Origin of the sequence: Pseudomonas prosekii (assembly GCF_900105155.1) — a bacterium.
Classification (GTDB): domain Bacteria; phylum Pseudomonadota; class Gammaproteobacteria; order Pseudomonadales; family Pseudomonadaceae; genus Aquipseudomonas; species Aquipseudomonas prosekii.
In genome coordinates this window covers 2,243,783-2,267,330 of the sequence record NZ_LT629762.1, presented here as the reverse complement: position 1 = coordinate 2,267,330, position 23,548 = coordinate 2,243,783, and the positions used below count along the sequence as shown (strand labels likewise).

The following is a 23,548-nucleotide window of genomic DNA, read 5'->3' as shown; positions in this document are numbered from 1 at the left end:
ATTGCATCGAACTCAGGGGTGGTTTGCGATTTCGATTCGGCTTGGGATCGCCCCCTCACCCTAGCCCTCTCCCCAAAGGGGCGAGGGGACTGACCGAGGTGTTTATTCGAGGTACATCGACCTGAAAGATTGCATCGAACTCAGGGGCGGTTTGCGATTTCGATTCGGCTTGGGATCGCCCCCTCACCCTAGCCCTCTCCCCAAAGGGGCGAGGGGACTGACCGAGGGGTTTATTCGAAGTACATCGACCTGAAAGATTGCAGCGAACTCAGGGGTGGTTTTGAGATTTCGATTCGGCTTGGGATCGCCCCCTCACCCTAGCCCTCTCCCCAAAGGGGCGAGGGGACTGATCGGGGTGTTTATTCGAGGTGCATCGACCTGAAAGATTGCAGCGAACTCAGGGGTGGTTTTGAGATTTCGATTTGGCTTGGGATCGGCCCCTCACCCTAGCCCTCTCCCCAAAGGGGCGAGGGGACTGACCGAGGTGTTATTCGAAGTACATCGACCTGAAAGATTGCATCGAACTCAGGAGCGGTTTTGCGATTTCGAGTCGAACTCAGATTTCGAAACGCGCGAAGATCGGCTCCCTTTCCCCCTCTCCCCAAAGGGGCGAGGGGACTGACCGAGGTGTTTATTCGAGGTACATCGACCTGAAAGATTGCATCGAGCTCAGGAGCGGTTTTGCGATTTCAAGTCGAACTCAGACTTCGAAAACCGCGAAGATCGGCTCCCTTTCCCCCTCTCCCCCATGGGGAGAGGGTTGGGGTGAGGGGTGGCTCTTGAGCGCACCGCTCATTTCAGATCAAAGGCTGAAGCGTCCAACCATGTTGTTCAGGTCCAGCGCCAGGCGCGACAGTTCGTTGCTCGCCGCGCTGGTCTGATTGGCCCCGGTCGCCGATTGCACCGACAGGTCACGGATGTTCACCAGATTGCGGTCAACCTCGCGCGCTACCTGCGCCTGCTCTTCGGCGGCGCTGGCGATCACCAGGTTGCGTTCGTTGATTTCGACAATCGCGGTGTTGATCGTGTCCAGCGACAAGCCCGCGCCACGGGCGATGCTCAGCGTCGATTCCGCGCGTTCGGTGCTGTTACGCATCGAATCCACGGCGTGCTCGGTGCCGCTCTGAATGCTGCCGATCATCCGTTCAATCTCGCTGGTCGACTGCTGAGTGCGATGCGCCAAGGCTCGCACTTCATCGGCAACCACGGCAAAACCACGCCCGGCTTCACCGGCACGCGCCGCTTCGATGGCCGCGTTCAGCGCGAGCAAATTGGTCTGATCAGCCAAACCGCGAATCACATCCAGCACTTTGCCGATGTCACGGGATTCGTTAGCCAGGTCGCCAATCAGCGTCGCGGTGCTTTGCACATCAGCGCTCATGCGTTCGATGGCGCTGACGGTTTCCTGCACCAGATCACGGCCATCGCCAGCAGAAGTCGTAGCGTTTTTCGACGCTTCGGAAGTGCTCACTGCGTTGCGCGCCACTTCTTCAACGGCGCTGGTCATTTCATTGACTGCGGTCGCGGCTTGCTCGATTTCGTTGTTCTGCTGAGTCAGGCCACGCGCGCTTTCGTCGGTGACGCTGTTCAGCTCTTCCGCTGCAGAAGCCAATTGCGTGGCCGAGCCGGAGATCCGTTGCAGGGTGTCGCGCAGTTTCTCCTGCATCTTCGCCATCGCCGCCAGCAAGCGACCGGCTTCGTCCTCGCCATCGACGATGATCGGGCGAGTCAGGTTGCCTTCGGCGATTTCTTCCGCCGCGCCCAACGCATTGGCGATTGGCTTGGTGATGCTGTTAGTCAGCAGCCAGGCAAACAGCACGGTCAGGCCAGTGGCGATGAGCAGCAACGTGATGACCAGATTAAAGGACGACGAATACTGATCGGTCGCTTCTTGATCGGTCTCGGCGATTTGCCGGGTGTTGATCTCGAGCAATTTCGCCAAAGCGCTATTCACCGCTTCCGAATTGGTCAGCAATTCGGTATTGAGCATTTTGCGCAGGTCATCGACCTGGTTGGCGCGCGACAGGCTTTTCATCCGGTCTTCGAGTTGACGGTACTGCGCCAGCAACTGCACGTATTGATCGTAAGCCGCGCGTTCTTCGGCGCCATCGATCAACGGCTCGTAGACCCGCTGCGCGTCACGAATTTGCTGATTGCGCGCATCAAACAGGTCCATTGTTTTCTGCTGCACATCGGGTTCGCGGTTGATCAGCAAACGGTACGACAACACCCGCAGGCGCAGGGTCAGCTGAGTGAATTCGTCGAGGCTTTTGATGCTCGGCACGCTGGCGTTGGCGATGTCTTCACCGGCCGCGCGAATCTTGCTCATCTGATTGAGGGCGAACACACCGAGAATCAGCATCAGGCCGCCAATCAGGGCGAAGCCGAGGAACGCGCGCGGCGCGATATTCATATTACGAAGGGACATGGGGGTTACCGGGGGAAAGCGCATCCGTGCGGGCTAAGACTGCTGTATGCATGACTTATCGGTTCTGTGACTAAAGTCTTGAGCCCCTGTGCGTATTTGTCGCACATGCGGCGCGGCGACGAAGTGCAGGAACCAGATCCGCCAATCACAGTCTTTAAAACTCGCGAGGAAGGTCGCCCGCCAGTGAAATCAAGGCCTTGCGGCCCAATAACCCTGGCATCCGTGGTGACTTTTCTTTATCGTACGCGCCCTTTGAAAAAGCTTGGAAAATCAAAATGTTGGAAGCATCCCTAAGTCAATTGGAACAACTGGTCAGCGACCTGGTGCAACAGAACCAGAGCCTGCTCGGCACCAACCAGACCCTGAGCGCAGAACTGGCCCAGGCCAAGGATGAAAACGAAAGCCTGCAACTGAGCCTGATGGAACAGGAAGAGAAACAAGGCGCGACCGCCGCGCGTATCCAGGCCTTGGTTGAGCGCGTCAGCGCCGGCCCTGTCAGCGCATGAACCAGGGCGCCGCAGGGGTGAAAGTCGTCTCGATCCTGGGGGAGGACTACTCGATCAAGGCACCGGCCGGGGAAGAGCAAACCCTGCTGGACGCCGCACTGATGTTGAAAGCCGCGTTAGCCGACACCAAGCGCAAATACCCGACGCTGATCGGTGATCGCTTGCTGGTGCTGGCTGCGATGAACCTGTGCTCGCAGCAGATCGAAATGAAAAAGCAGCACCAACTCGAACTCGACCGTTACCAAGAGCAAGTCAGCGCCACGGTTGAAGTGATCTCCAAGACGATCAATCAGGCCTGATCGGTGTTGAGCACAACCAAAGAATAAAATTGTCGTTTGGGTTGTATACAATCGGCACGGCTGTTGCAGTGTTTCAGCCACTTATTCTTTGGGGGTGTTCCATGCAGTTCTGGCGACGCAGCATTCAGTGGCAGTTGATCTTGGGGATGGGCACCGCCCTGCTGGTCAGTATTCTGATCGTGATTGGCGTTTATACCCTCGTGGTCAACCGCCTCGCCCAGAGTTATCTGGTCGAGCAAGCGCTGCCTTCAAGCATCGAAGCGATGCGCAACGACATCGAGCGCATCCTCGTTCAGCCCCTCACCGCCGCCAAGGACATCGCCAGCAACAGCATGGTGCGCGACTGGTTGGCCGAGGGCGAAAACAGTGCCCAGACCGACACCTTCGTGAAGTACCTGGAAAGCATTCGCGCCGAGCACAAGGCGTTTACCGCGCTGATCATCGGCACCGCGTCCAACCATTACTTCACGGAAAAAGGCCTGGACCGCACGCTGAGCCGATCCAACCCCAAAGACGCCTGGTTCTATACGTTCCTCGACAGCAACCAGCCGCGCACCCTCAATATTGATACCGACATCGCGACCGGAGAATTGGCGCTGTTCATCGACCTCAAAGTCGAGCAGGCCGGCAAAGTCGTGGGCGTTGCCGGGCTCGGTTTGAGCATGAAAGAGCTGTCGGAGCTGATCCACAATTTCAGCTTCGGTGAGCGCGGCAAAGTCTATCTGGTGCGTTCCGACGGTTTGATCCAGGTTCACCCGGAGGCGCAATTCAGCGGCAAGCGTTCTCTGGCAGAACAGATTGGCGCCCCAGCGGCAGCCTCTTTGATGGGTCATCCCGCTACCTCAAAAGCATCTGCCACCAGCAGCAGTTTTACCCGCGATGGCGAAGATTTCCTGGCGCTCAGCCTGCCGCTGCGCGACCTCGGCTGGACCCTTGTGGCAGAAGTGCCACAGTCGCAGATTTACGCCGAAGCACGCCGCGCCATGTGGATGAGCAGCGCGATTGGCCTCGCGGTGGCGCTGGTGTGTCTGTTGCTGGTGGTGTTGCTGGCCCGTGGTTTGGTGCGGCCGATCCGCCAGGTAACAGCGGCGCTGGTAGCAATCGGTAGCGGTGGTGGAGATTTGACCCACAGGTTAGATTCCAGTCGCGCCGATGAGCTGGGCGACCTCGCGCGCGGCTTCAACCGCTTCCTCGACAGTCAGCGCGGCATGATCGGCGAAGTCCTCGCCACCAGCGAACAATTGCGCACCGCCGTCGGCCAGGTGTCGAAAGTGGTGGATAACACTGCCGAGCGCTCCGGGCGTCAGCAGGAAATGACCGAAATGGTCGCCACCGCCGTTCACGAAATGGGCCTGACTGTGCAGGAAATCGCGCAGAACGCCGGCAGCGCTGCCGTCGCCTCGCAAACCGCGCGCGATGAAGCGATGCAGGCGCGCGAAGTGGTTGGCGGTTCGATCCGCCACATTGAAAGCATGTCCGACGAAATCGGCGTTGCGGCGACGGCGGTGGGTGAGTTGGCGCAGCAGGTGGCGTCGATCGATCAAGTGTTGGCGGTGATTCGCGGCATCTCTGAGCAGACCAACTTGCTGGCGCTGAACGCGGCCATCGAAGCGGCGCGGGCCGGCGACATGGGCCGTGGGTTTGCGGTGGTGGCGGATGAAGTGCGGACGTTGGCGCGGCGCACGCAGTCGTCGACCGATGAGATTCAGCAGATGATCGGCAGCCTCAAGCAGGGCGCGGAGAATGCTGTTTCCTCAATGCATTCGGGCCAGGCTGCAACCGGCACCGGTGTTGAATCGAGCCAGCGCACCGGCATTTCGTTGACGGCGATTACCGGGCAGATCGAGCGTATCAGCGACATGAACCACCAAGTGGCGACCGCCACCGAAGAACAGTCGGCGGTGACCGAAGAGATCAACCGCAACGTGCAAGGGATTTCCGATCTGGCGCGAGCGACGGCCGGGGAGGTGAGAGCGTGTCGTGAAGACTGTCAGACGTTGCAGCGATTGGCCGATGACCTCGCGCGACAGATGGGCGGGTTTCGGTTGAAGTGAGGTTTGTGGTGTGTCAGTAACGACTGCCCCCTCACCCTAGCCCTCTCCCCGAGGGGCGAGGGGACTGACCGAGTTGTTCTTTCGGGTTACATCGACCTGGAATATCGAGTCGAACTCAGGCTTTGAAAACCATGAAGATCGGCTCCCTTTCCCCTCTCCCCACTGGGGAGAGGGGGCTGACCGGGTTGTTCTTTCGGGTTACATCGACCTGAAACATCGAGTCGAACTCAGGCTTTGAAAACCATGAAGATCGGCTCCCTTTCCCCCTCTCCCCTTTGGGGAGAGGGCTGGGGTGAGGGGTTGGTTTTCAAGGCAGACGACATTTCTGAAGGTCAAAACCACTCATCCTGCATTCCCAGGCACACATCATCGCGCGCCTCGAGAATCGCCAGTTCGTGGTGGCAACCCGGTACTTCCCATGTCAGGAAATAGCGCGCCGCTTGCAGCTTGCCTTTATAGAAGCTGACATCCGCCGCATTGCATTTGGCCAATCCTTCCTCGGCGCGGATCGCCTGTTCCAGCCAACGCCAGCCAATCACCGTGTGCCCGAACACTTTCAAGTACAGCGCCGAATTCGCCAGGCTGGTATTGACCTTGCCCTGGCCCAGATCGGTCAGCAAACCGATGGTCACCGTTTGCAGGCGCGCGACCAGTTTTTCCAGCGGCTCACGCAGCGCGGTCAACGATTCATACGCCTGCGCACGCTCGGCGGTATTGGCGATCAGGCGGATCAGTTGCTTGAGTCCGGCGCCGCCGTTCTGCGCCAATTTACGCCCCAGCAAGTCCAGCGACTGAATGCCGTGGGTGCCTTCGTGAATCGGGTTCAGCCGGTTGTCGCGGTAATACTGCTCCACCGGGTATTCGCGGGTGTAACCGTGGCCGCCGAGAATCTGGATCGCCAGTTCGTTGGCCTTCAGGCAAAACTCCGACGGCCAGGATTTGACGATCGGCGTGAGCAAATCCAGCAGTTCATGCGCCTGTTTGCGCGCCTCTGCGGTTTCCAGTGTGGTGGTGTCATCAAACAACCGCGCCGCGTACAGGCCCAAGTCGAACGAGCCTTCGACGTAGGCCTTTTGCGTAAGCAGCATGCGCTTGACGTCGGCGTGCTGAATGATCGCCACCGGCGCGGTATTCGGGTCTTTGCTGTCCGGCACCCGACCCTGTGGGCGTTCGCGCGCGTAGTCCAGCGAGTACAGGTAACCGGCGTAACCGAGCATCACCGCGCCCATGCCGACGCCGATCCGCGCCTCGTTCATCATCTGGAACATGTAGCTCAAACCGTGGTGCGGCTTGCCGACCAGATAACCGACGCACTCGCCGTTATCGCCGAAGTTCAGCGCGGTAGACGTGGTCCCGCGCCAGCCCATCTTGTGAAACAGGCCGGCCAGCAACACGTCGTTGCGTTGGCCGAGGCTGCCGTCATCGTTGACCAGAAACTTGGGCACGATAAACAGCGAAATGCCCTTCACCCCGGCCGGCGCGTCCGGCAATTTGGCCAGCACCATGTGCACGATGTTTTCCGAGAGCGGATGGTCGCCGCCGGAGATGAAGATCTTGTTGCCCTTGAGTCGATAACTGCCGTCAGACGCTGGCTCGGCGCGTGTACGAATATCCGACAACGATGAGCCGGCGTGCGGTTCGGTCAGCGCCATGGTGCCGAAGAATCGCCCGTCGATCATCGGTTGCAGGAAGCGCTGCTTTTGCTCCTCGGTGCCGAAACTTTCGATCAGGTTGGCCGCGCCCATGGTCAGGAAGGGGTAGGAGGTGGACGCCGCGTTGGCTGATTGAAAGTGCGCGAAGCACGCTTGCGAGAGCAAGGTCGGAAGTTGCATGCCGCCGGCATCGAAGCTACGCGCAGCGTTGAGGAAACCGGCTTCCAGGAAGGCATCCACGGCAGGTTTCACTTCCGGAATGAGGATCGCTTCACCGTTCTCGTAGCGCGGCTCGTTTTCGTCATTCTTGCGGTTGTGCGGGGCGAAGAACTTCTCGGCGATGCTGCGCGCGGTGCTGATGGCGGCATCGAACGTTTCGCGATTGTGCTCGGCGAACCGCTCACGCTGGGTCAGGCCCTCGGCATCGAGGACTTCATACAGCTCGAAAGCCAGATTGCGGGAACTGAGCAACGTCTCGGACATGTCGGCCTACCTTTTTTGGGAATGGACCGAGTCTAGGCACGCGCGGGGAGGGCTGAACAGGATGATTGATAAGCGTGATGGTGGAGCCGCGCGACGACTTAGCAGGCGCCACAAAACAAATGTGGGAGCGAGCTTGCTCGCGATGGCGGTGTGTCAGTCACATCTGTGTCGGATGTGCTGCCGTCATCGCGAGCAAGCTCGCTCCCACAAGGGTTTACCAGGGTTTAGCCGATAGTCATCAAGCTCGCGTTACCACCCGCCGCAGCAGTGTTAACACTCAAAGCCCGCTCAATCACCAGGCGTTCCAGCGCGATGTTGGTTTCGCCTTGCGACAAGCCGTGAACCCCGACAATCGACCCGGCACGTTTGGCCACTTGCTGGCACGCCGCGCGCAATTGGTCGGAATGGCCGTGATGCAGGACCGCATCAAACACCACTTCGTCCTTGCTCCAGTCGGAAACCAGCTTGATCCGCGCCTGAACTTCCTTCGGCAGACGTGCGAACAATGCCTTGGTCAAGTCAGCTTCCGGCCATACCGCCGAACCGCCTACAGCCAATACTGCCGCCAGTTGCGTGAGCAAATCGCCTTCGACTTCTGCCAGGCACAACACGTGTTCGCGCGGCAGGATCGCGTAGCTGTTGCGTTCGCCAGTCGGGCCGGCGAGCACACGGGTAATGCCGCTCTGCGATTGCGCCGCAAACTGCACGCACAACGCGCTCAGTTCCGCCAGTTTCTGGCTGTCGGCCCAGGCTTGCAGGGCGGTCAGCGGCTTACTCATGGCATCGCGCAAACGCACGTCCGGGGCAACGATAGCGTCGCCGCGAGCGAAGGATTGTTCGATGGCATCGGTAGGACGTGTCGACAACAGACGGTACAGGTACAGCGGGCCGCCAGCCTTAGGCCCCGTGCCCGACAAACCTTCGCCGCCGAACGGTTGCACGCCAACCACTGCGCCGACGATGTTGCGGTTCACATAAACGTTACCGGCGTTGACGTTATCGATCACCTTGGCGATGGTCTCGTCGATGCGCGTGTGCACGCCCAGCGTCAGGCCGTAGCCGGAAGCGTTGATCTGGCCGATCAACTGGTCGAGGTCTTTGCGCTTGTAACGAACCACGTGCAGCACTGGACCGAAGATCTCGCGTTGTAGCTCATCGAAGCTTTCCAGTTCGATCAGCGTTGGCATCACGAAGGTGCCGCGTTTGACTTCTTCGCCATCGGCGATGGCTACCTGGTAGACATTGCGACCTTTGTCGCGCATGCCCTGAATGTGTTTCTCGATGCCAGCCTTGGCTTCGGCGTCGATCACCGGGCCGATGTCCACGGACAGACGCTCTGGGTTGCCGAGACGGCATTCAGCCATCGCGCCTTTGAGCATTTCGATGACACGGTCGGCGGAATCTTCCTGCAAGCACAGCACGCGCAGGGCCGAGCAACGTTGGCCGGCGCTGTCGAAGGCCGACGAAACCACGTCGATGACCACTTGTTCGGTGAGCGCCGAAGAGTCGACGATCATCGCGTTCTGCCCGCCAGTTTCGGCGATCAGCGGAATCGGCCGACCTTGTGCATCAAGACGACCAGCGACGTTGCGTTGCAGCAAACGCGCGACTTCGGTGGAACCGGTGAACATCACGCCTTTGACCCGATCGTCACCGACCAGACGCGCGCCAACGGTTTCGCCACGGCCCGGCAGCAGTTGCAGCACGCCTTCGGGAATCCCGGCTTCAAGCAGCAAACGCACGGCTTGCGCGGCCACCAGCGGCGTCTGTTCGGCAGGCTTGGCGAGGACCGGGTTACCGGCGGCCAATGCCGCAGCAACCTGGCCACTGAAGATCGCCAACGGGAAGTTCCACGGGCTGATACAGACCACCGGACCCAATGGGCGGTGCGCGTCGTTGCTGAAATCGTTGCGTGCCTGCACCGCGTAATAACGCAGGAAGTCCACGGCCTCGCGCACTTCGGCGATGGCGTTGGCGAAGGTCTTGCCGGCTTCGCGAGCCAGCAGGCCCATCAGCGGCTGAATCTCGCCTTCCATCAAATCGGCAGCACGTTCGAGAATCGCCGCGCGTTCGGCCGGTGGGGTGGCCTGCCAGATCGGTGCGGCGTTCAAGGCGCACTGGATCGCGTTATCAACGTCTTCGACAGTGGCTTCCTGCACATGGCCGACCACGTCACGCAGGTCGGACGGGTTGAGCACCGGCGCCGGGGTTTCCGTGCTGGAAACGCAACCGAGCATCGGCGCGGCTTTCCAGTTGTTGTGCGCGGTGGCCAGCAGCGCGCAGGACAGCGAGGCCAAACGATGTTCGTTGGCCATGTCGATGCCGCTGGAGTTGGCGCGCTCGGCACCGTACAGGTCACGCGGCAGCGGAATGCGCGGGTGCGGCAGACCGAAACCGCCTTCCACGGTAGCCATCTGCTCGATGCTGGCCACCGGGTCGGCGACCAACGCCTGAATCGAAATCGACTGATCGGCAATCTGGTTGACGAACGAGGTGTTCGCGCCGTTTTCCAGCAGACGCCGTACCAGATACGCCAGCAGTGTTTCGTGAGTACCGACCGGAGCGTACACGCGGCACGGACGATTCAACTTGCCTTCGGAAACTTTGCCTACAACCTGTTCGTACAGCGGTTCGCCCATGCCGTGCAGGCACTGGAATTCGTACTGGCCGGGGTAATAGTTCTGACCGGCGATATGGTAAATAGCCGACAGGGTGTGCGCATTGTGGGTGGCGAATTGCGGATAGATGACTTCCGGCACCGACAGCAGTTTGCGCGCACAGGCAATGTAGGAAACGTCGGTGTACACCTTGCGGGTGTAGACCGGATAACCTTCCAGGCCTTCGACTTGGGCGCGCTTGATTTCGCTGTCCCAGTACGCGCCTTTCACCAGGCGGATCATCAAGCGATGACGGCTGCGGCGAGCCAGGTCGATCACGTAGTCGATCACGTACGGGCAACGCTTCTGGTAAGCCTGGATGACGAAACCGATGCCGTTCCAGCCAGTCAGTTGCGGCTCGAAGCACAGGCGCTCAAGCAGATCCAGCGACAGTTCGAGACGATCGGCTTCTTCGGCGTCGATGTTCAAACCGATGTCGTACTGCTTGGCCAGCAAGGTCAGCGACAACAGGCGCGGGTACAGCTCTTCCATCACGCGCTCGTACTGCGCACGGCTGTAACGCGGGTGCAGTGCCGACAGCTTGATCGAAATACCCGGGCCTTCATAAATCCCACGCCCGTGCGACGCTTTGCCGATCGAGTGAATGGCTTGTTCGTACGAGGCCAGGTACTTCTGCGCGTCGTGTTCGGTCAGCGCCGCTTCACCGAGCATGTCGTAGGAGTAACGGAAACCTTTGGATTCAAACTTGCTGGCGTTGGCCAAGGCTTCGGCGATGGTTTCGCCGGTGACGAACTGCTCGCCCATCAGGCGCATGGCCATGTCGACGCCCTTGCGGATCATCGGCTCGCCGCTCTTGCCGATGATGCGGCTCAGAGACGAGGTCAAACCTGTTTCATTGTGGGTGGCGACCAGTTTGCCGGTCAGCAACAAGCCCCACGTGGCGGCGTTGACGAACAGTGACGGGCTGTTGCCCAGATGCGGATGCCAGTTGCCGGTGCTGATCTTGTCGCGGATCAGCGCGTCGCGGGTGCCTTTGTCCGGGATGCGCAGCAGCGCCTCGGCCAGGCACATCAGCGCCACGCCTTCCTGGGACGACAGGGAAAATTCCTGCAACAAGCCCTGAACAATGCCTGCACGGCCGCCAGCACTTTTCTGATTGCGCAGTTTGTCGGCAATCGAGGAAGCGAGTTTGTTGGTGGCTTCAGCCATCGCCGCCGGCAGACGCGCCTGCTCGATCAGCATCGGCACGACTTCCGGCTCAGGGCGACGGTACGCGGAGGTGATCGAAGCGCGCAGAACCGATTGCGGCAGGATGCTTTCAGCGAATTCGAGGAAGCACTGGTGGGCGTGATCCGTTGGCGCATCGACGGCATCGTCGGCGTCCTTGGTCAAACCGCTCAGCTCGGTCAGGGTTGCACCACCCTCGAGTTTTTCCAGGTAATTGAAAATTGCCTGCTTGATCAGCCAGTGTGGCGTGCGATCAATCGAGGTCGCGGCAGCCTTGAGGCGCTCGCGGGTTGGGTCATCAAGTTTGACCCCAAGGGTGGTGGTAGCCATATTTTTATCCTCATGTTTGCCACGATTGCGTGGCATCAGCTGGCCGCAAGATTAGCTGCGCGCTGATCGAGGTGCAACCGGGTGCAACCCTTTTTTTGTCGGAATAATAAGCAGCTCGTCAGGAATTAAATTCCGGTACGAACGTACTGCTTCTGCTTGGTGCATTTACTTCTAGTAAAACCGCCGGACTGCCTTAAAAGGGAGCAAAAACGGGGCGTTCGGCGGTAATTCCGACTAGGTGCAACTTATTCTCGAGAAACTGGTTGCACCTTATTTGGATTGTTGAATAGGATTCGCGCCCAAGGTGCAACCGGTCCGATGAGACAGGTGTACCGGCTGATGGCTTTCCTGGGGAAACATCAGTCATAAATGCGCGGGGCCGGAAATCGTCTGATCAAACATTGTCGTTTGTCGGCGTTTCACACTTCGCCGCTACATAAAAACAAAGCCAGGGCATCCTTCGTATGAGCGTTAGCAATCCAACACTGATCACGTTCGTGATCTACATCGCAGCAATGGTGCTGATCGGCTTCATGGCCTATCGCTCCACCAACAACCTTTCTGACTACATCCTTGGCGGTCGCAGCCTGGGCAGCGTCGTGACAGCTTTGTCCGCCGGTGCTTCGGACATGAGCGGCTGGTTGTTGATGGGCCTGCCGGGCGCAATCTACATGTCCGGTCTTTCCGAAAGCTGGATTGCCATCGGCCTGATCGTCGGTGCCTACCTGAACTGGCTGTTCGTCGCCGGCCGTCTGCGCGTGCAGACCGAGCACAACGGCGATGCCTTGACCCTGCCGGATTACTTCTCCAGCCGTTTCGAAGATAAAAGCGGCCTGTTGCGGATCATCTCGGCGATCGTGATTCTGGTGTTCTTCACCATTTATTGCGCTTCCGGCATCGTCGCTGGCGCTCGTCTGTTCGAAAGCACTTTCGGCATGTCCTACGAAACGGCGCTGTGGGCCGGTGCCGCAGCGACAATTGCCTACACCTTTGTCGGCGGTTTCCTCGCAGTGAGCTGGACCGATACCGTCCAAGCCACGCTGATGATCTTCGCCCTGTTGCTGACGCCGATCATCGTGCTGCTGGCCACTGGTGGCGTTGACACCACGTTCCTGGCCATCGAAGCGCAAGACCCAAGCAACTTCGACATGCTGAAAAACACCTCTTTCATCGGCATTATTTCGCTGATGGGCTGGGGCCTGGGCTACTTCGGCCAGCCGCACATCCTTGCGCGCTTCATGGCGGCGGATTCGGTGAAGTCGATCGCCAAGGCGCGTCGCATCTCCATGGCCTGGATGATCCTGTGCCTGGGCGGCACCGTCGCGGTCGGTTTCTTCGGTATCGCTTACTTCTCGGCGCACCCGGAAGTGGCCGGTCCTGTGACCGAAAACCACGAGCGCGTGTTTATCGAACTGGCCAAACTGCTGTTCAACCCATGGATCGCCGGTGTGTTGCTGTCGGCCATTCTGGCTGCCGTCATGAGCACCCTGAGCTGCCAATTGCTGGTGTGCTCGAGCGCGCTGACCGAAGACTTCTACAAAACCTTCCTGCGCAAAACTGCTTCGCAAGTCGAGCTGGTGTGGGTCGGTCGCGCCATGGTGTTGCTGGTTGCTTTGATCGCGATCGCGTTGGCGTCCAACCCGGATAACCGCGTACTCGGTCTGGTCAGCTACGCTTGGGCCGGTTTTGGTGCTGCATTCGGTCCGGTTGTGCTGATCTCGGTGATCTGGAAAGACATGACCCGCAACGGCGCACTGGCCGGGATCCTGGTCGGCGCGATCACCGTGATCGTCTGGAAACACTTCGAACTGCTGGGCCTGTACGAAATCATCCCAGGCTTCATCTTCGCCAGCCTGGCGATCTACTTCGTCAGCAAAATGGGCGCTCCGACTCAAGGCATGCTGCAACGCTTCGCTGCCGCCGAGAAAGATTTCCGCCTGAACAAGTGATCGGGCAGGGCGTAATGCCCTGAGCCGCCACTGCCAAAAACGGCCCGCTTCCTGATAGGACGCGGGCCGTTTTTTTATGCGCGATGGCCTGCAAAACCCGTGGGAGCCGAGCTTGCTCGCGATGGCGTCATCCGCCTCAACACAGTCCATAAGCAGAGAATGTCTGTAGCCAAACGTACTGTTCCCTTCAGGAAAATCCTCTAAGCAAGTAGGGCAAATCTGATTTTCCTGAGCTCCGCTCAAACGCCCTTGATGCTCATGCAGAATCGCCCGCCTTCATTCTGCAGAGACACATCGGATGTTCGCGCCTGCCAATCAACCGCGTTTCACGTTGACCCTCGAAGGCGTCCAGAATGAGCTCAAGGTGCTTGAGTTCACGGGCAAGGAAGCCGTCAGCCAACCCTTCCATTTTGACCTTGAGCTGGTCAGTGAACGGCCCGACCTCGAACTCGAAAGCCTGCTGCACCGTCAGGCATTTCTGAGTTTCGATGCACAAGGTTGCGGTATCCACGGTCAGATTTATCGCGTCGGCCAAGGCGATTCCGGTAAACGTCTGACACGCTACCAAGTCACTCTCGTACCGCGCCTGACCTACCTTGGCCACCGCATCAATCAGCGGATCTTCCAGCACAAAAGCGTGCCGGACATCATCGCGCAAATCCTCAAGGACCACGGCATCCAGCGCGATGCCTTCGAATTCCAGCTCGGCAGCGACTACGCCGACCGCGAGTACTGCGTGCAATACGCCGAAAGCGACCTGGCATTCATCCAGCGCTTATGCGCCGAGGTCGGCATTCACTTCCACTTCCAGCACAGCCCCGACGGCCATCTGCTGGTGTTCGGCGACGACCAAACCGTTTTCCCGCGCCTGCCCGAATCCACCCTGTACCTGCCCGGTAGCGGCATGGCCGCCCGTGAACCGGCGATCAAGCGTTTCAGCGTGCGAGTGGAAACCCGGACTACAGCCGTAACACGTCGCGACTACGACTTCAAAAAGCCCGGCGTGCAACTCGAAAGCCGCCTCGACAACGAGCAACTGCCGGTGCTCGAGGACTACCACTTTCCGGGCCAATTCACCGACCGCGACTACGGCAAAAAACTCACACAAAGAACCCTCGAACGCCACGGCGCGGACTTCCGTCAGGCTGAAGGCAGCAGCGATCAATCGGCATTGGTTTGCGGACATTTCCTGCAACTGGCGGAGCACCCGCGTCAGGCCTGGAATGATCTGTGGCTGATCACGCAGATCGAACACCATGCTCGCCAGCCGCAAGTGCTGGAAGAGTCCGCCACCGACGACGGAGAATTCCAGGGCTACCGTAATACCTTTCTCGCGACACCGTGGGACGTTGTCTTTCGTCCGCCGCTGGGGCCGGACAAGCCACGCATGCTCGGCTATCAACCTGCTGTGGTCACCGGCCCGGCCGACAGCGAAATCCATTGCGACGAGTACGGCCGAGTCAAAGTCCAACTCGCCTGGGACCGCGATGGCCAGCTCAACGAGCACTCCAGTTGCTGGTTGCGTGTGGCCACCGGTTGGGCGCACGACCGCTACGGCAGCGTATTGATCCCGCGGGTCGGCATGGAAGTGCTGGTCGGTTTCGTCGACGCCGATGCCGATAAACCGCTGGTGATGGGCTGCCTGCCCAACGCCGCGACGCCGGTGCCGCTCGACCTGCCGGCCGACAAAACCCGCAGCATTTTCCGCAGCCAAAGCAGCCCCGTCGGTGGTGGCTTCAACGAATTGCGCATCGAAGATCGCAAGGGCGCCGAGGAAATTTACCTGCGCGCCCAGCGAAACTGGACCCAGCACGTACTGAATGATCAACAGGTACAAGTCGATAACGCCCGCAGCATCGTAGTCACCGGCATCGCCCGCCATGAATTGAAGGCCGACGAGCAACGCATCACCCACGGCCAACGCCAAACCGAAGTGAAACAGGACGACCACCTGCTGGTGAGCGGCGACCGACACATTCGCGTCGCCAGCCAAACCCTCAGCGCCAGCCAGCAATTCCACGTCAGCGCCGGCGAGCAAGTGGTCATCGATGGCGGCGCCAGCGCAACCATTCAGGCCGGCGGACAGTGGATCAACATCGGCCCCGGCGGCATCTTCAGCAGCGTACCGATCCAGGTCGGCGGCGCACCAATGGCGGCGCTGGCCGCTGCACCGATTTCACCGGACATCCCGTTGAAACTCGCGGCGGCCCCGGCGGCGCTGCTGAGTGCCGCGCAGGTGATGAGCTTGAAAAGCGATGCGCCGTTTTGTGAGGAGTGTGAGCGTTGCAAGGATGGGATGTGCCCTTCGCCGAACACTTTGACCAGTGGTTCAAAGGCCTCAACCACAGCACCCGCGTCAACCGTCGAACCGGGTTTCCATATCGTGGAGCAGGGCATGTCTCGGTCTGCGCTTGAGTCAATTTTGTTTGCAAACTCCAGGGCGCGGACTTCTTTACCGAGCGCAAGAGGTTGATGGGGCAGTTGGATAACAGCCTCGGGCCATTGGTGCGCAAGGGTGTGGGAATTGCGGATCATCCAAAACTGAAAAATGCGCTGGGAATATCCAGCCGCAGTCTTGTGCATCACTGGAGTAAGGCTGGAACGGCGGGAGGGATTCCTGGGTATGCGACGCATATTGATGGGGTGAGTAAGGCTGGGAAGGTTATCAAGATGGGAGGGTGGGTTGGGGTTGGGTTACAAGCCACGGCATCAGTTCTTAAAGTGAAAGAAACTTGTCGCGTTGGTAATGAAGAGGCCTGTCGCAAGGTGAAGTTTACAGAGTCAGGGAAATTCGGTGGAATCCTCGTTGGCGGGTACGCCGGTGCATTCTCCGGTGGAGCAGCATGCGTCGCGATAGGCGCTAGCACTGTAGGACTCGGCGGAGTTGCTTGCGGACTTGTTATGACTGGGTTGGGCGTTGCCGTCTTCGGTGACGAATTAGGTCACGTAGGCGAAACATTTGGAGAAGTCATACACGAGGCAATGAAGTGAAAACACTGTCTGAAACTATATATCTGAGTGTTGGTATGGTTTTAATTGTCTCGATTCTGTTTGTAATGGTTATTTTTTTATATATGGCTTATTTCTGTATGGACAAGATTTTACAAAATCTTGGGAATTCCCATGCCGTAATGATAAAAAAAGATCGCTGGGTATAGATCCAATCAGTAGGTTATTGCTTATGAATTGCATAAGCACATTGTTTGTTTTTTCGCGTCAGTCTGTGAAATGCGGTGACTTGAGCTTAGAAGATTATGAAAATTTTCCTGTGGGGCTGAAGCGAGCTATTGAATCTTGCGGAATTTTGATGGTTGTGCTGAGCGTTATTTGTGTGATCTTTGTTATCTTTGGTAACTATCAGAGGTGGGCGTGATCGGGGACATTGGGCGATTAGGCGAACGGATAAAAATGGGAGAGACATCACTTGGGGATATCTATCGATGACGAACGATCATGAAGTTTGGTTCGTTCTGACTTTTGGAGGCTTGTTTTTTGGCTTGGGGTTTATATCTATCTTCGGTCATGTCTATCTTTATTTTTTTCAGATGCAGAAAATCATGGGATTTCTTAGTAATTCCCAAGGAGTTTTGGCGCGGAAGTCTTTTTTAAGCGGTGGGCTGGCTGGGATTTACTTTGTTTTGATTGGAGTGGGATCTTTTTTGGTGTTTCCGTCGTGGGCGATTAAGAGTGGCGCTTTGGATAAGGAGGATTATCTGAGTTTTCCTAGAGGGTTACTGGGGATGATCCGCTTTTTTTACATCGCATCACTGGGAAGTGGGGTTTCGATGATTGTGTTCTTAATCGGGCGCAAATATATGGGCTGGATTGAGTGACATAGACCCGGGGGGCAAACAAAAATGTCACGTATGTACGTGATTGCCATAATTGGCGTGATCATCGGTAACTACAACGGCTGGTTAAAGTAAGTCTGTTTGTAAGGCGTTGCACTGGCTAAGTGCTGGCAGCACTTTCAAGAGTGGCATCTGCTGGTTCCATAAAAATACTTCTATTGATTGTTGATAACAGCGCACTCGATTTTTCGGGCGCTGCACGGGCGCTCGTCATGAATACAGTAAGTCCAAGTCATTGGTTGCAACTTAGTCCTTTGGAAAATGATGAAAAACTGTTCGCAATATTCAGTAACGCCAGCGCGGCCGAGCCATTCAAGGCCTGGCGGCATTCAGTAACTGCTCAAGCCCCGAACCCGATCTGGGCCGGCACGCCCTATGCCGAGTGGGAAGAGGTGATGCCGTATGTGGGAATCGTCGCCGCTGGCAGTGAGTTTTTGGAATGGGTCGCCGCTACTGAATCGCGTGACTGGGGTTGGTTGGTGATTTCTTCTGCGAGCCCTGAGGCGCTGGTCGAGCATTTTCGTTCGCTCACCCAGGCGCTGTTGCCCAACGGCGAGCCAGTGTTTTTCCGCTTCTGGGATGGGCGCTATCTATTGCCCATCCTGCAATCCACAGAGGTTCGGGCGTCCGAGTTGATGCCGCTGATCAGGCGATGCCTGATCAATGGTCACGCGTTCGACATCGGTGGTCGCGCGCTGAAAACCTCGCGTGTTTCTCCTTGGTGGCAAGTCCCCGAAAAGTTGCTCGAAGAACTTGCAGCGCAGTCCGCCATCACCCGCATCAACAACTTGCTGAAATGGCTGAGCGAAGACCGTCCGGACTTGTTTGAAGCATTTTCCGACAACGTGTTGCGGCGCAAAGTCGCGAGTTTTCTCGAGGCGCCGGAGCTGCCGCAAGTACCCAAACAAGCCTTGATCGACTACCTGACGGCGGAACTGGATTGATGGATCAGATCACCTATATCGAGCAGGAGCTCGACAGCTTTCCGAACACTTTGACGCTCTATCGCGAACAGCTGAAACACTGGTTTATCCGCCTCGCAGACGCGGGAAGTCGCGCCAATGATTTGCCTTCGCTGATGAACATGGAGCGGGTCATAAAACTGGGGCACACCACCACTCTTGTCAGCAGTACCGACGACGACTTTCTCTCCAGTGTTGCGCAATGCCCGAACAGCGGAATTCTCGAAATCGAGAGCAAGTTTGAATCGGTCTACGACATTCCCGTCGGCAACATTCAGGTCGATGTCATCGCGATGGATGGCGGCGAAACGACGCCGATTACGCTCGATGAAAACGGCAAAGGGCAGTTCAAAGGGATCGCCGGCAAGTTCTACCGCGTGCATGTTCACAGTGCGATAACGCCCGAGCAAGTCGAAGAGCTTTTCTCTTCTTATGATGGGCTGAACAAGCAACTTGAAAGCTGGTTACGCAAGGAATGGGAGGGCTTCAAACCGCAGTCGTCGCAGCAGTCGGCGTCCGCCTCTCTGGCGGCGACGGGCAGGGGAATGCTCGCCGGTGGATGGGCGGCGATCGTCGGGGTCTGGGATGAAATCGGCGAACTGAGCGACATTCTCAAGGACCCGAATGCTTACCTCGAGAAGCTCGGCGAGAGCGCTGAACAGTTGGTCAAACTGGCTGAAAGTGCGCCGCTGATGATGGAAAAGGCCATGTTGCTGGCCAGCGACGAGGCTGCACTTTTCCTCTTGGTGCGGACTGCGATTTTATGGCTCGACGCAATACCGACATCGCAGCTGTTTGAATCGTCCGCCGAGGCAACTAGCAAGTTGATTGTCGGGCTGGTTATCGACCTGTTGATTGGTCTGGTCTTGAGTGTGGTCGGTATAGGCATCGCGTGGCTGACAGTGCGCTTGGTGAGGTACGGCGCGCGCATCTTCCAGGCGGCTATGGGCTTCGTGAAAGCGATGGTCAAGATCATCGACAACTTCATGGAGTACGTTGACCGCTACAAAAAAATTGCGGCCCGAGGCGTGGCTGCCGGCATGAAAAAAGGCCGGATGCAGTTGAACTGGAATGCGCGGCGCAATACCTCGCTAAAACAAGACCAGCGCCACGACGACGCTCCCGATCAAGCGGAAAACCCCAACGGTGACAGCGCTGATTGTGTGCCGCTTACTTGCACTAACAACTGCCCGGTGTCGATGGTCACCGGCGAAGAGTTGCTCACGCTTACCGACGGTTCGCTGAATGGAATATTGCCGTTCGACTTCACCCGGCTCTACCGCACAAGTGCCGCCGAGATCGACAGCGGCCTCGGTTATGGCTGGAGTCACAGCCTCGCCCATCGATTGGAAGTTGATGGCGAACAAGTCATCTGGATCGATCACGAAAACCGCCGCACTGCGTTTCCGCTACCAAACAGCGCACGGCCGGCGATCCATAACAGCCTCTCGCGAGCGGCGATTTATCTAGGCGATCGAGCCGAAGAACTGATCCTTGCCCAGGCCGGTGAAGAAACACGTTTCTTTCACTTCCAGAACGGTTTTCTTACAGCGGTCAGCGACGGATACGACAACCGCTTGCGCATCAGTCGCGACCGTTCAGGCCGGATCAAACGCCTCGAAAACGGCGCCGGTCGCGCCCTGCTGTTGCGCTACGACCGCTCACATCTTGTTGCTATCGATTACCAACAGTTTCGCCCGGCTGAGACCCTCGATCAGGCTTGGCACACCGAACAAACGCTGGCGACTTACCGCTACGACGAGCGCGATCACCTGATCGAAGCCACTAACGCGGCCGGCGAAAGCGAGCGCTACGACTACGACGAGCAACACGTCATCCTCCAGCGGCAATTGACCGGTGGGGCGAGTTTCTTTTGGGCGTGGGAAAAGTCGGGCAAGGCTGCGCGATGCGTCCGGCATTGGGCATCTTTTTCGCAAATGGACACACGCTACGTCTGGGATGACGAGGGCAGCGTCACTGTTACCAACGTCGACGGCAGCGAAGAGGTTTACGTCCATGACGACCGCGCGCGGCTGGTGCGCAAAGTCGAATTGGACGGTGGCGAACACCTCAAATCCTACGACGACGAAGGGCGCTTGATCGCCGAGCAGGACGCGCTCGGCGCCATTACTGAATATCACTACGACGAAGTCGGACATCTGGTGGCGCTGATTCCGCCGGCAGATGAACCAACGGCCTACGAGTATCGCAACGGATTCCTACACGCACGCTATCGCGGCGACGCGGTGTGGAAATACCGGCGCAACGCGCAGGGCGATGTCACCGAAGCCATCGACCCTGACGGGCAGATCACCCATTACCACTACGACCCGCAAGGGCGGCTGCTGTCGATCCGTTATCCGGACATTAGTCGCCATGTATTCGTATGGGATGGCCTAGGGCAACTGTTGGAAGAGACGCTGCCAAATGGTGGTCAGCGGCACTATTCCTACGACGTACTCGGGCGGCGGATTACCCGGCGTGACGAACATGGCGCTGTCACTCGTTACCAGTGGGACGCCATTGGCCGACTTATCCACACGACATTTCCTACAGGTGCAACACGCGCCTATAGCTACAACGCCTACAGCCAGATCACCGCCGAGCAGGATGAACTTGGCCGTATCACCCGTTACGAGTACGCCGAAGACCTGCATCTGGTCAGCCGTCGTATCAACCCGGACGGCACTCAGCTCAAGTATCGCTACGACAATGCGCAGCTGCTTCTCACAGAAATCGAGAACGAATCCGGTGAAAAATATCTGCTGGACTACACGCCCAATGGATTGATCCGACAGGAAACCGCATTCGACGGGCAGCGCACGGCGTATGCCTACGACCTCAACGGCCACTTGCTGGAGAAAACCGAATTCGGCGACGACGGCTCAACGCTCGTCACCACCTACGAACGCGATGCGGCAGGGCGCTTATTAGTCAAAACGCTGCCCGACGGCATCAAAGTCGAATACCGCTACGACCGCCTCGGTCGATTGATCGGCGTCGACGACGGCCACGACCATCCGCTGGAATTCGAATACGACCGCCAGGATCGCCTCATCACCGAACACCAAGGCTGGGGCACCTTGCGCTATGGCTACGACGCCTGCGGGCAGCTCAACCATTTACGCCTGCCGGACAACAGCAAACTCGACTACCACCATGCCAAGGGCGGCGTACTCAGCGCCATCGACCTCAACGGCGCGCGGCTGACCACCCACCAATTTGCATTTGGACGCGAGCAACAGCGCCAGCAAGGCCTGCTGCTCAGTGAATATTCCTACGACGATCAGGGGCGATTGAAAGCCCACGCCGTCAGCCAAAAACACCAAGCGCTGTATCGCCGCGACTATGCCTACAACGCCAACGGCAATCTCGACAGCATCGCTGACACCCGCCACGGCCAACGTAGCTATCAATATGATTCGCTGGATCGCCTGACCCGCGTGCGCCACACCCGCGACGATCCACCGGAAAGCTTCGCCCATGATCCGGCGGGCAACTTGCTGATGCAGGACCGTCCAGGCGCAGCAACAGTGCGGGGCAATCGGTTATTGATGCAGGGTGATCGGCATTACGACTACGACGCCTTCGGCAATTTGATCCGCGAACGTCGCGGCACCGGGCAAAAACTCGTCACCGAGTATCGCTACGACTGCCAGCATCGCCTCATCGGCGTCACAACTGCGGATGGCCGCTGTGCAACTTATCGTTACGACGCGTTCGGTCGGCGCATCGCCAAAACAGTCGACGGCAAAACTACAGAGTTTTTCTGGCAGGGCGATCAAGTTGTCGCCGAAAGCAGCCGCGAACATTACCGCAGCTACGTTTACGAACCCGGCACGTTCCGCCCGATCGCCATGCTCGACGGCAAAGGCCCGCGCAAGGCTTGTCCGTTCTACTACCAACTCGATCAACTAGGCACACCGCAGGAACTGACCGACTACAGCGGCGAAATTGTATGGTCCGCGAAATACAACGCTTACGGCAAAGTCACTCGCCTGACACACGGGGCAGGCGAACAACTTGAACAGCCGCTGCGCTTTCAGGGGCAGTACTTTGATCCCGAGAGCGGGCTGCATTACAACCGGCATCGGTACTATGATCCGGATGTCGGCCGATACCTGACGCCCGACCCGATCAAATTGGCGGGTGGGTTAAACCAATATCAATACACGCCGAATCCCACGGGGTGGGTTGATCCGTTGGGGTTGGCATGTGGGCCATGTCCGGGAGACGTAGAAGGGCCGTACAGTGAAATTGTTCCGGGTGGCGGACTGGCTGCGCATGAGGCTCAGGGAGGGCACCTTATTGCAAAGCATGTGGGGCGGACAGATACGCAGCTATTACAACGGCTGTCTGACGAGCCAAACATCCCTGCTGCCTCAACATTTCTGGATCGAGCTTTTGCTGAGGCTACAGTGGCGAAGGCGTTAGCTGACAACAAACAGCGTATTGAGAAATTCCTTAGGAGTAGCAAAGGAAAAACGATGATAACGCATCAGTTTCCACATCCAATTGGAGTTAGCGTGCTCAACGGGCACACCAGTTCATTGCCTGCATCCAGGGTGTTGTTGATCTTGATAAAAGAGCCGCGTCTTCCTGAAGGGTATTTTTTATTAACAGGATTCCCAGAGATATGAATAAGCAATTTCCAGAGCTACATCAGTTTTTGGGAGCCTATTTTCACCAGGATTGGATGGTGGAGCATGAGACCGCTGAGCAAGTAATTGATGCTTTTTTAGCTGACTCTGACTTGGAAGATCTCGTTGCTATTCGAGGAGAAATTAGCGCTTTGCTTAATCTGGGGAAAGATGAGGTGGAGCTAAGAGGCTACTTGTTGAGAGAGTTGAGCTGTTACTACTGCTATTGGAATGTGTGGGAGTCAGGCATGTGTTGGATGCAACATATTGTCGATAGGTTGGCTGAGAGACTTGATCGTTCCTGATGACCGGCGGTAGCGATATTTTCGGACAAGTCCATCGGAAGTTTCCTTCAGCTTGTAGCGGCTTTACTAATGGCGGAGATCCTGTTGTAAGGAAAGAAACGCCGGGCGCAGGTAGAGGCTATAAACCAAATAAAAAGGAGCAAAAAAATCCAAAATATGTAGATGAGTTGAATTACTCTGAAGTCAGGTTTCGCAGGCTAGATATCAAAAAACCATATACCGCATTACCGGATTAGGGAAGAGT

General features: G+C 57.8%; 13 protein-coding genes and 2 pseudogenes. 11 read left to right on the top strand and 4 right to left on the bottom strand.

The features are described from left to right. Positions 1 to 802 precede the first annotated feature (802 nt). The gene (locus BLU01_RS28290) at positions 803 to 1,666 is read right to left on the bottom strand and encodes a methyl-accepting chemotaxis protein (RefSeq protein WP_408003141.1); all 864 of its coding nucleotides are present in this window, start codon (positions 1,664 to 1,666) and stop codon (positions 803 to 805) included. Beyond that, positions 1,658 to 2,413: pseudogene (locus BLU01_RS28285) on the bottom strand (MCP four helix bundle domain-containing protein); the annotation flags it as partial. The gene BLU01_RS28290 and the pseudogene BLU01_RS28285, both read right to left, overlap by 9 nt. Before the next feature lie 290 nt (positions 2,414 to 2,703). Here BLU01_RS28285 and BLU01_RS10300 point away from each other — a divergent pair. The 3 genes from BLU01_RS10300 to BLU01_RS10290 all read left to right on the top strand — a co-directional run bounded on the left by BLU01_RS10300 (position 2,704) and on the right by BLU01_RS10290 (position 5,287). Further along, a complete protein-coding gene (locus BLU01_RS10300; protein WP_054053207.1) occupies positions 2,704 to 2,934 on the top strand; it encodes a hypothetical protein in 231 nt (76 codons plus the stop codon). Continuing rightward, on the top strand, positions 2,931 to 3,233 hold the full coding sequence (locus tag BLU01_RS10295) for a cell division protein ZapA (RefSeq protein ID WP_092274361.1): 303 nt from the start codon (positions 2,931 to 2,933) through the stop codon (positions 3,231 to 3,233). Before BLU01_RS10300 ends, BLU01_RS10295 begins: the two co-directional genes overlap by 4 nt. Before the next feature lie 101 nt (positions 3,234 to 3,334). Then, positions 3,335 to 5,287, top strand: a complete 1,953-nt coding sequence (locus BLU01_RS10290) for a methyl-accepting chemotaxis protein (protein WP_092274358.1) — start codon at positions 3,335 to 3,337, stop codon at positions 5,285 to 5,287. Between the two features lie 332 nt (positions 5,288 to 5,619). Here BLU01_RS10290 and BLU01_RS10285 read toward each other — a convergent pair whose 3' ends face one another. Both BLU01_RS10285 and putA read right to left on the bottom strand, forming a co-directional pair. After that, positions 5,620 to 7,422, bottom strand: a complete 1,803-nt coding sequence (locus tag BLU01_RS10285) for an acyl-CoA dehydrogenase (protein ID WP_092274355.1) — start codon at positions 7,420 to 7,422, stop codon at positions 5,620 to 5,622. A gap of 224 nt (positions 7,423 to 7,646) precedes the next feature. Then, positions 7,647 to 11,597, bottom strand: a complete 3,951-nt coding sequence (putA, locus tag BLU01_RS10280; protein WP_092274352.1) for a trifunctional transcriptional regulator/proline dehydrogenase/L-glutamate gamma-semialdehyde dehydrogenase — start codon at positions 11,595 to 11,597, stop codon at positions 7,647 to 7,649. A 464-nt stretch (positions 11,598 to 12,061) separates the two neighbouring features. Here putA and putP point away from each other — a divergent pair, with 464 nt between their 5' ends. The 8 genes and pseudogenes from putP (at position 12,062) to BLU01_RS27550 (ending at position 23,540) form a co-directional block, all read left to right on the top strand. Next, positions 12,062 to 13,546: a sodium/proline symporter PutP gene (putP, locus tag BLU01_RS10275; protein WP_092274349.1), complete on the top strand. Its 1,485-nt coding sequence runs from the start codon at positions 12,062 to 12,064 to the stop codon at positions 13,544 to 13,546. A gap of 298 nt (positions 13,547 to 13,844) precedes the next feature. After that, positions 13,845 to 15,854, top strand: a pseudogene (locus BLU01_RS10270) (type VI secretion system Vgr family protein); the annotation flags it as partial. Positions 15,855 to 16,018: 164 nt separating this feature from the next. Continuing rightward, complete coding sequence (locus tag BLU01_RS10265) at positions 16,019 to 16,537, top strand: hypothetical protein (protein WP_092274343.1); 519 nt, start codon at positions 16,019 to 16,021, stop codon at positions 16,535 to 16,537. 449 nt (positions 16,538 to 16,986) lie between these two features. Next, positions 16,987 to 17,379 (top strand): hypothetical protein, encoded by a 393-nt coding sequence (locus BLU01_RS10260; RefSeq protein WP_092274340.1) that lies wholly within the window; start codon positions 16,987 to 16,989, stop codon positions 17,377 to 17,379. 230 nt (positions 17,380 to 17,609) lie between these two features. Further along, positions 17,610 to 18,341: a DUF4123 domain-containing protein gene (locus tag BLU01_RS10255; RefSeq protein WP_092281556.1), complete on the top strand. Its 732-nt coding sequence runs from the start codon at positions 17,610 to 17,612 to the stop codon at positions 18,339 to 18,341. Beyond that, positions 18,341 to 22,999 carry an RHS repeat protein gene (locus BLU01_RS10250; protein WP_092274337.1) on the top strand — a complete coding sequence of 1,553 codons (4,659 nt, stop codon included), beginning with the start codon at positions 18,341 to 18,343 and terminating at the stop codon, positions 22,997 to 22,999. Before BLU01_RS10255 ends, BLU01_RS10250 begins: the two co-directional genes overlap by 1 nt. Beyond that, complete coding sequence (locus tag BLU01_RS10245) at positions 22,996 to 23,304, top strand: contact-dependent growth inhibition system immunity protein (RefSeq protein WP_092274334.1); 309 nt, start codon at positions 22,996 to 22,998, stop codon at positions 23,302 to 23,304. Before BLU01_RS10250 ends, BLU01_RS10245 begins: the two co-directional genes overlap by 4 nt. Continuing rightward, positions 23,304 to 23,540 carry a hypothetical protein gene (locus BLU01_RS27550; protein ID WP_146198968.1) on the top strand — a complete coding sequence of 79 codons (237 nt, stop codon included), beginning with the start codon at positions 23,304 to 23,306 and terminating at the stop codon, positions 23,538 to 23,540. The genes BLU01_RS10245 and BLU01_RS27550 overlap by 1 nt, the downstream gene beginning before the upstream one ends. The last annotated feature ends 8 nt before the right edge of the window (positions 23,541 to 23,548 follow it).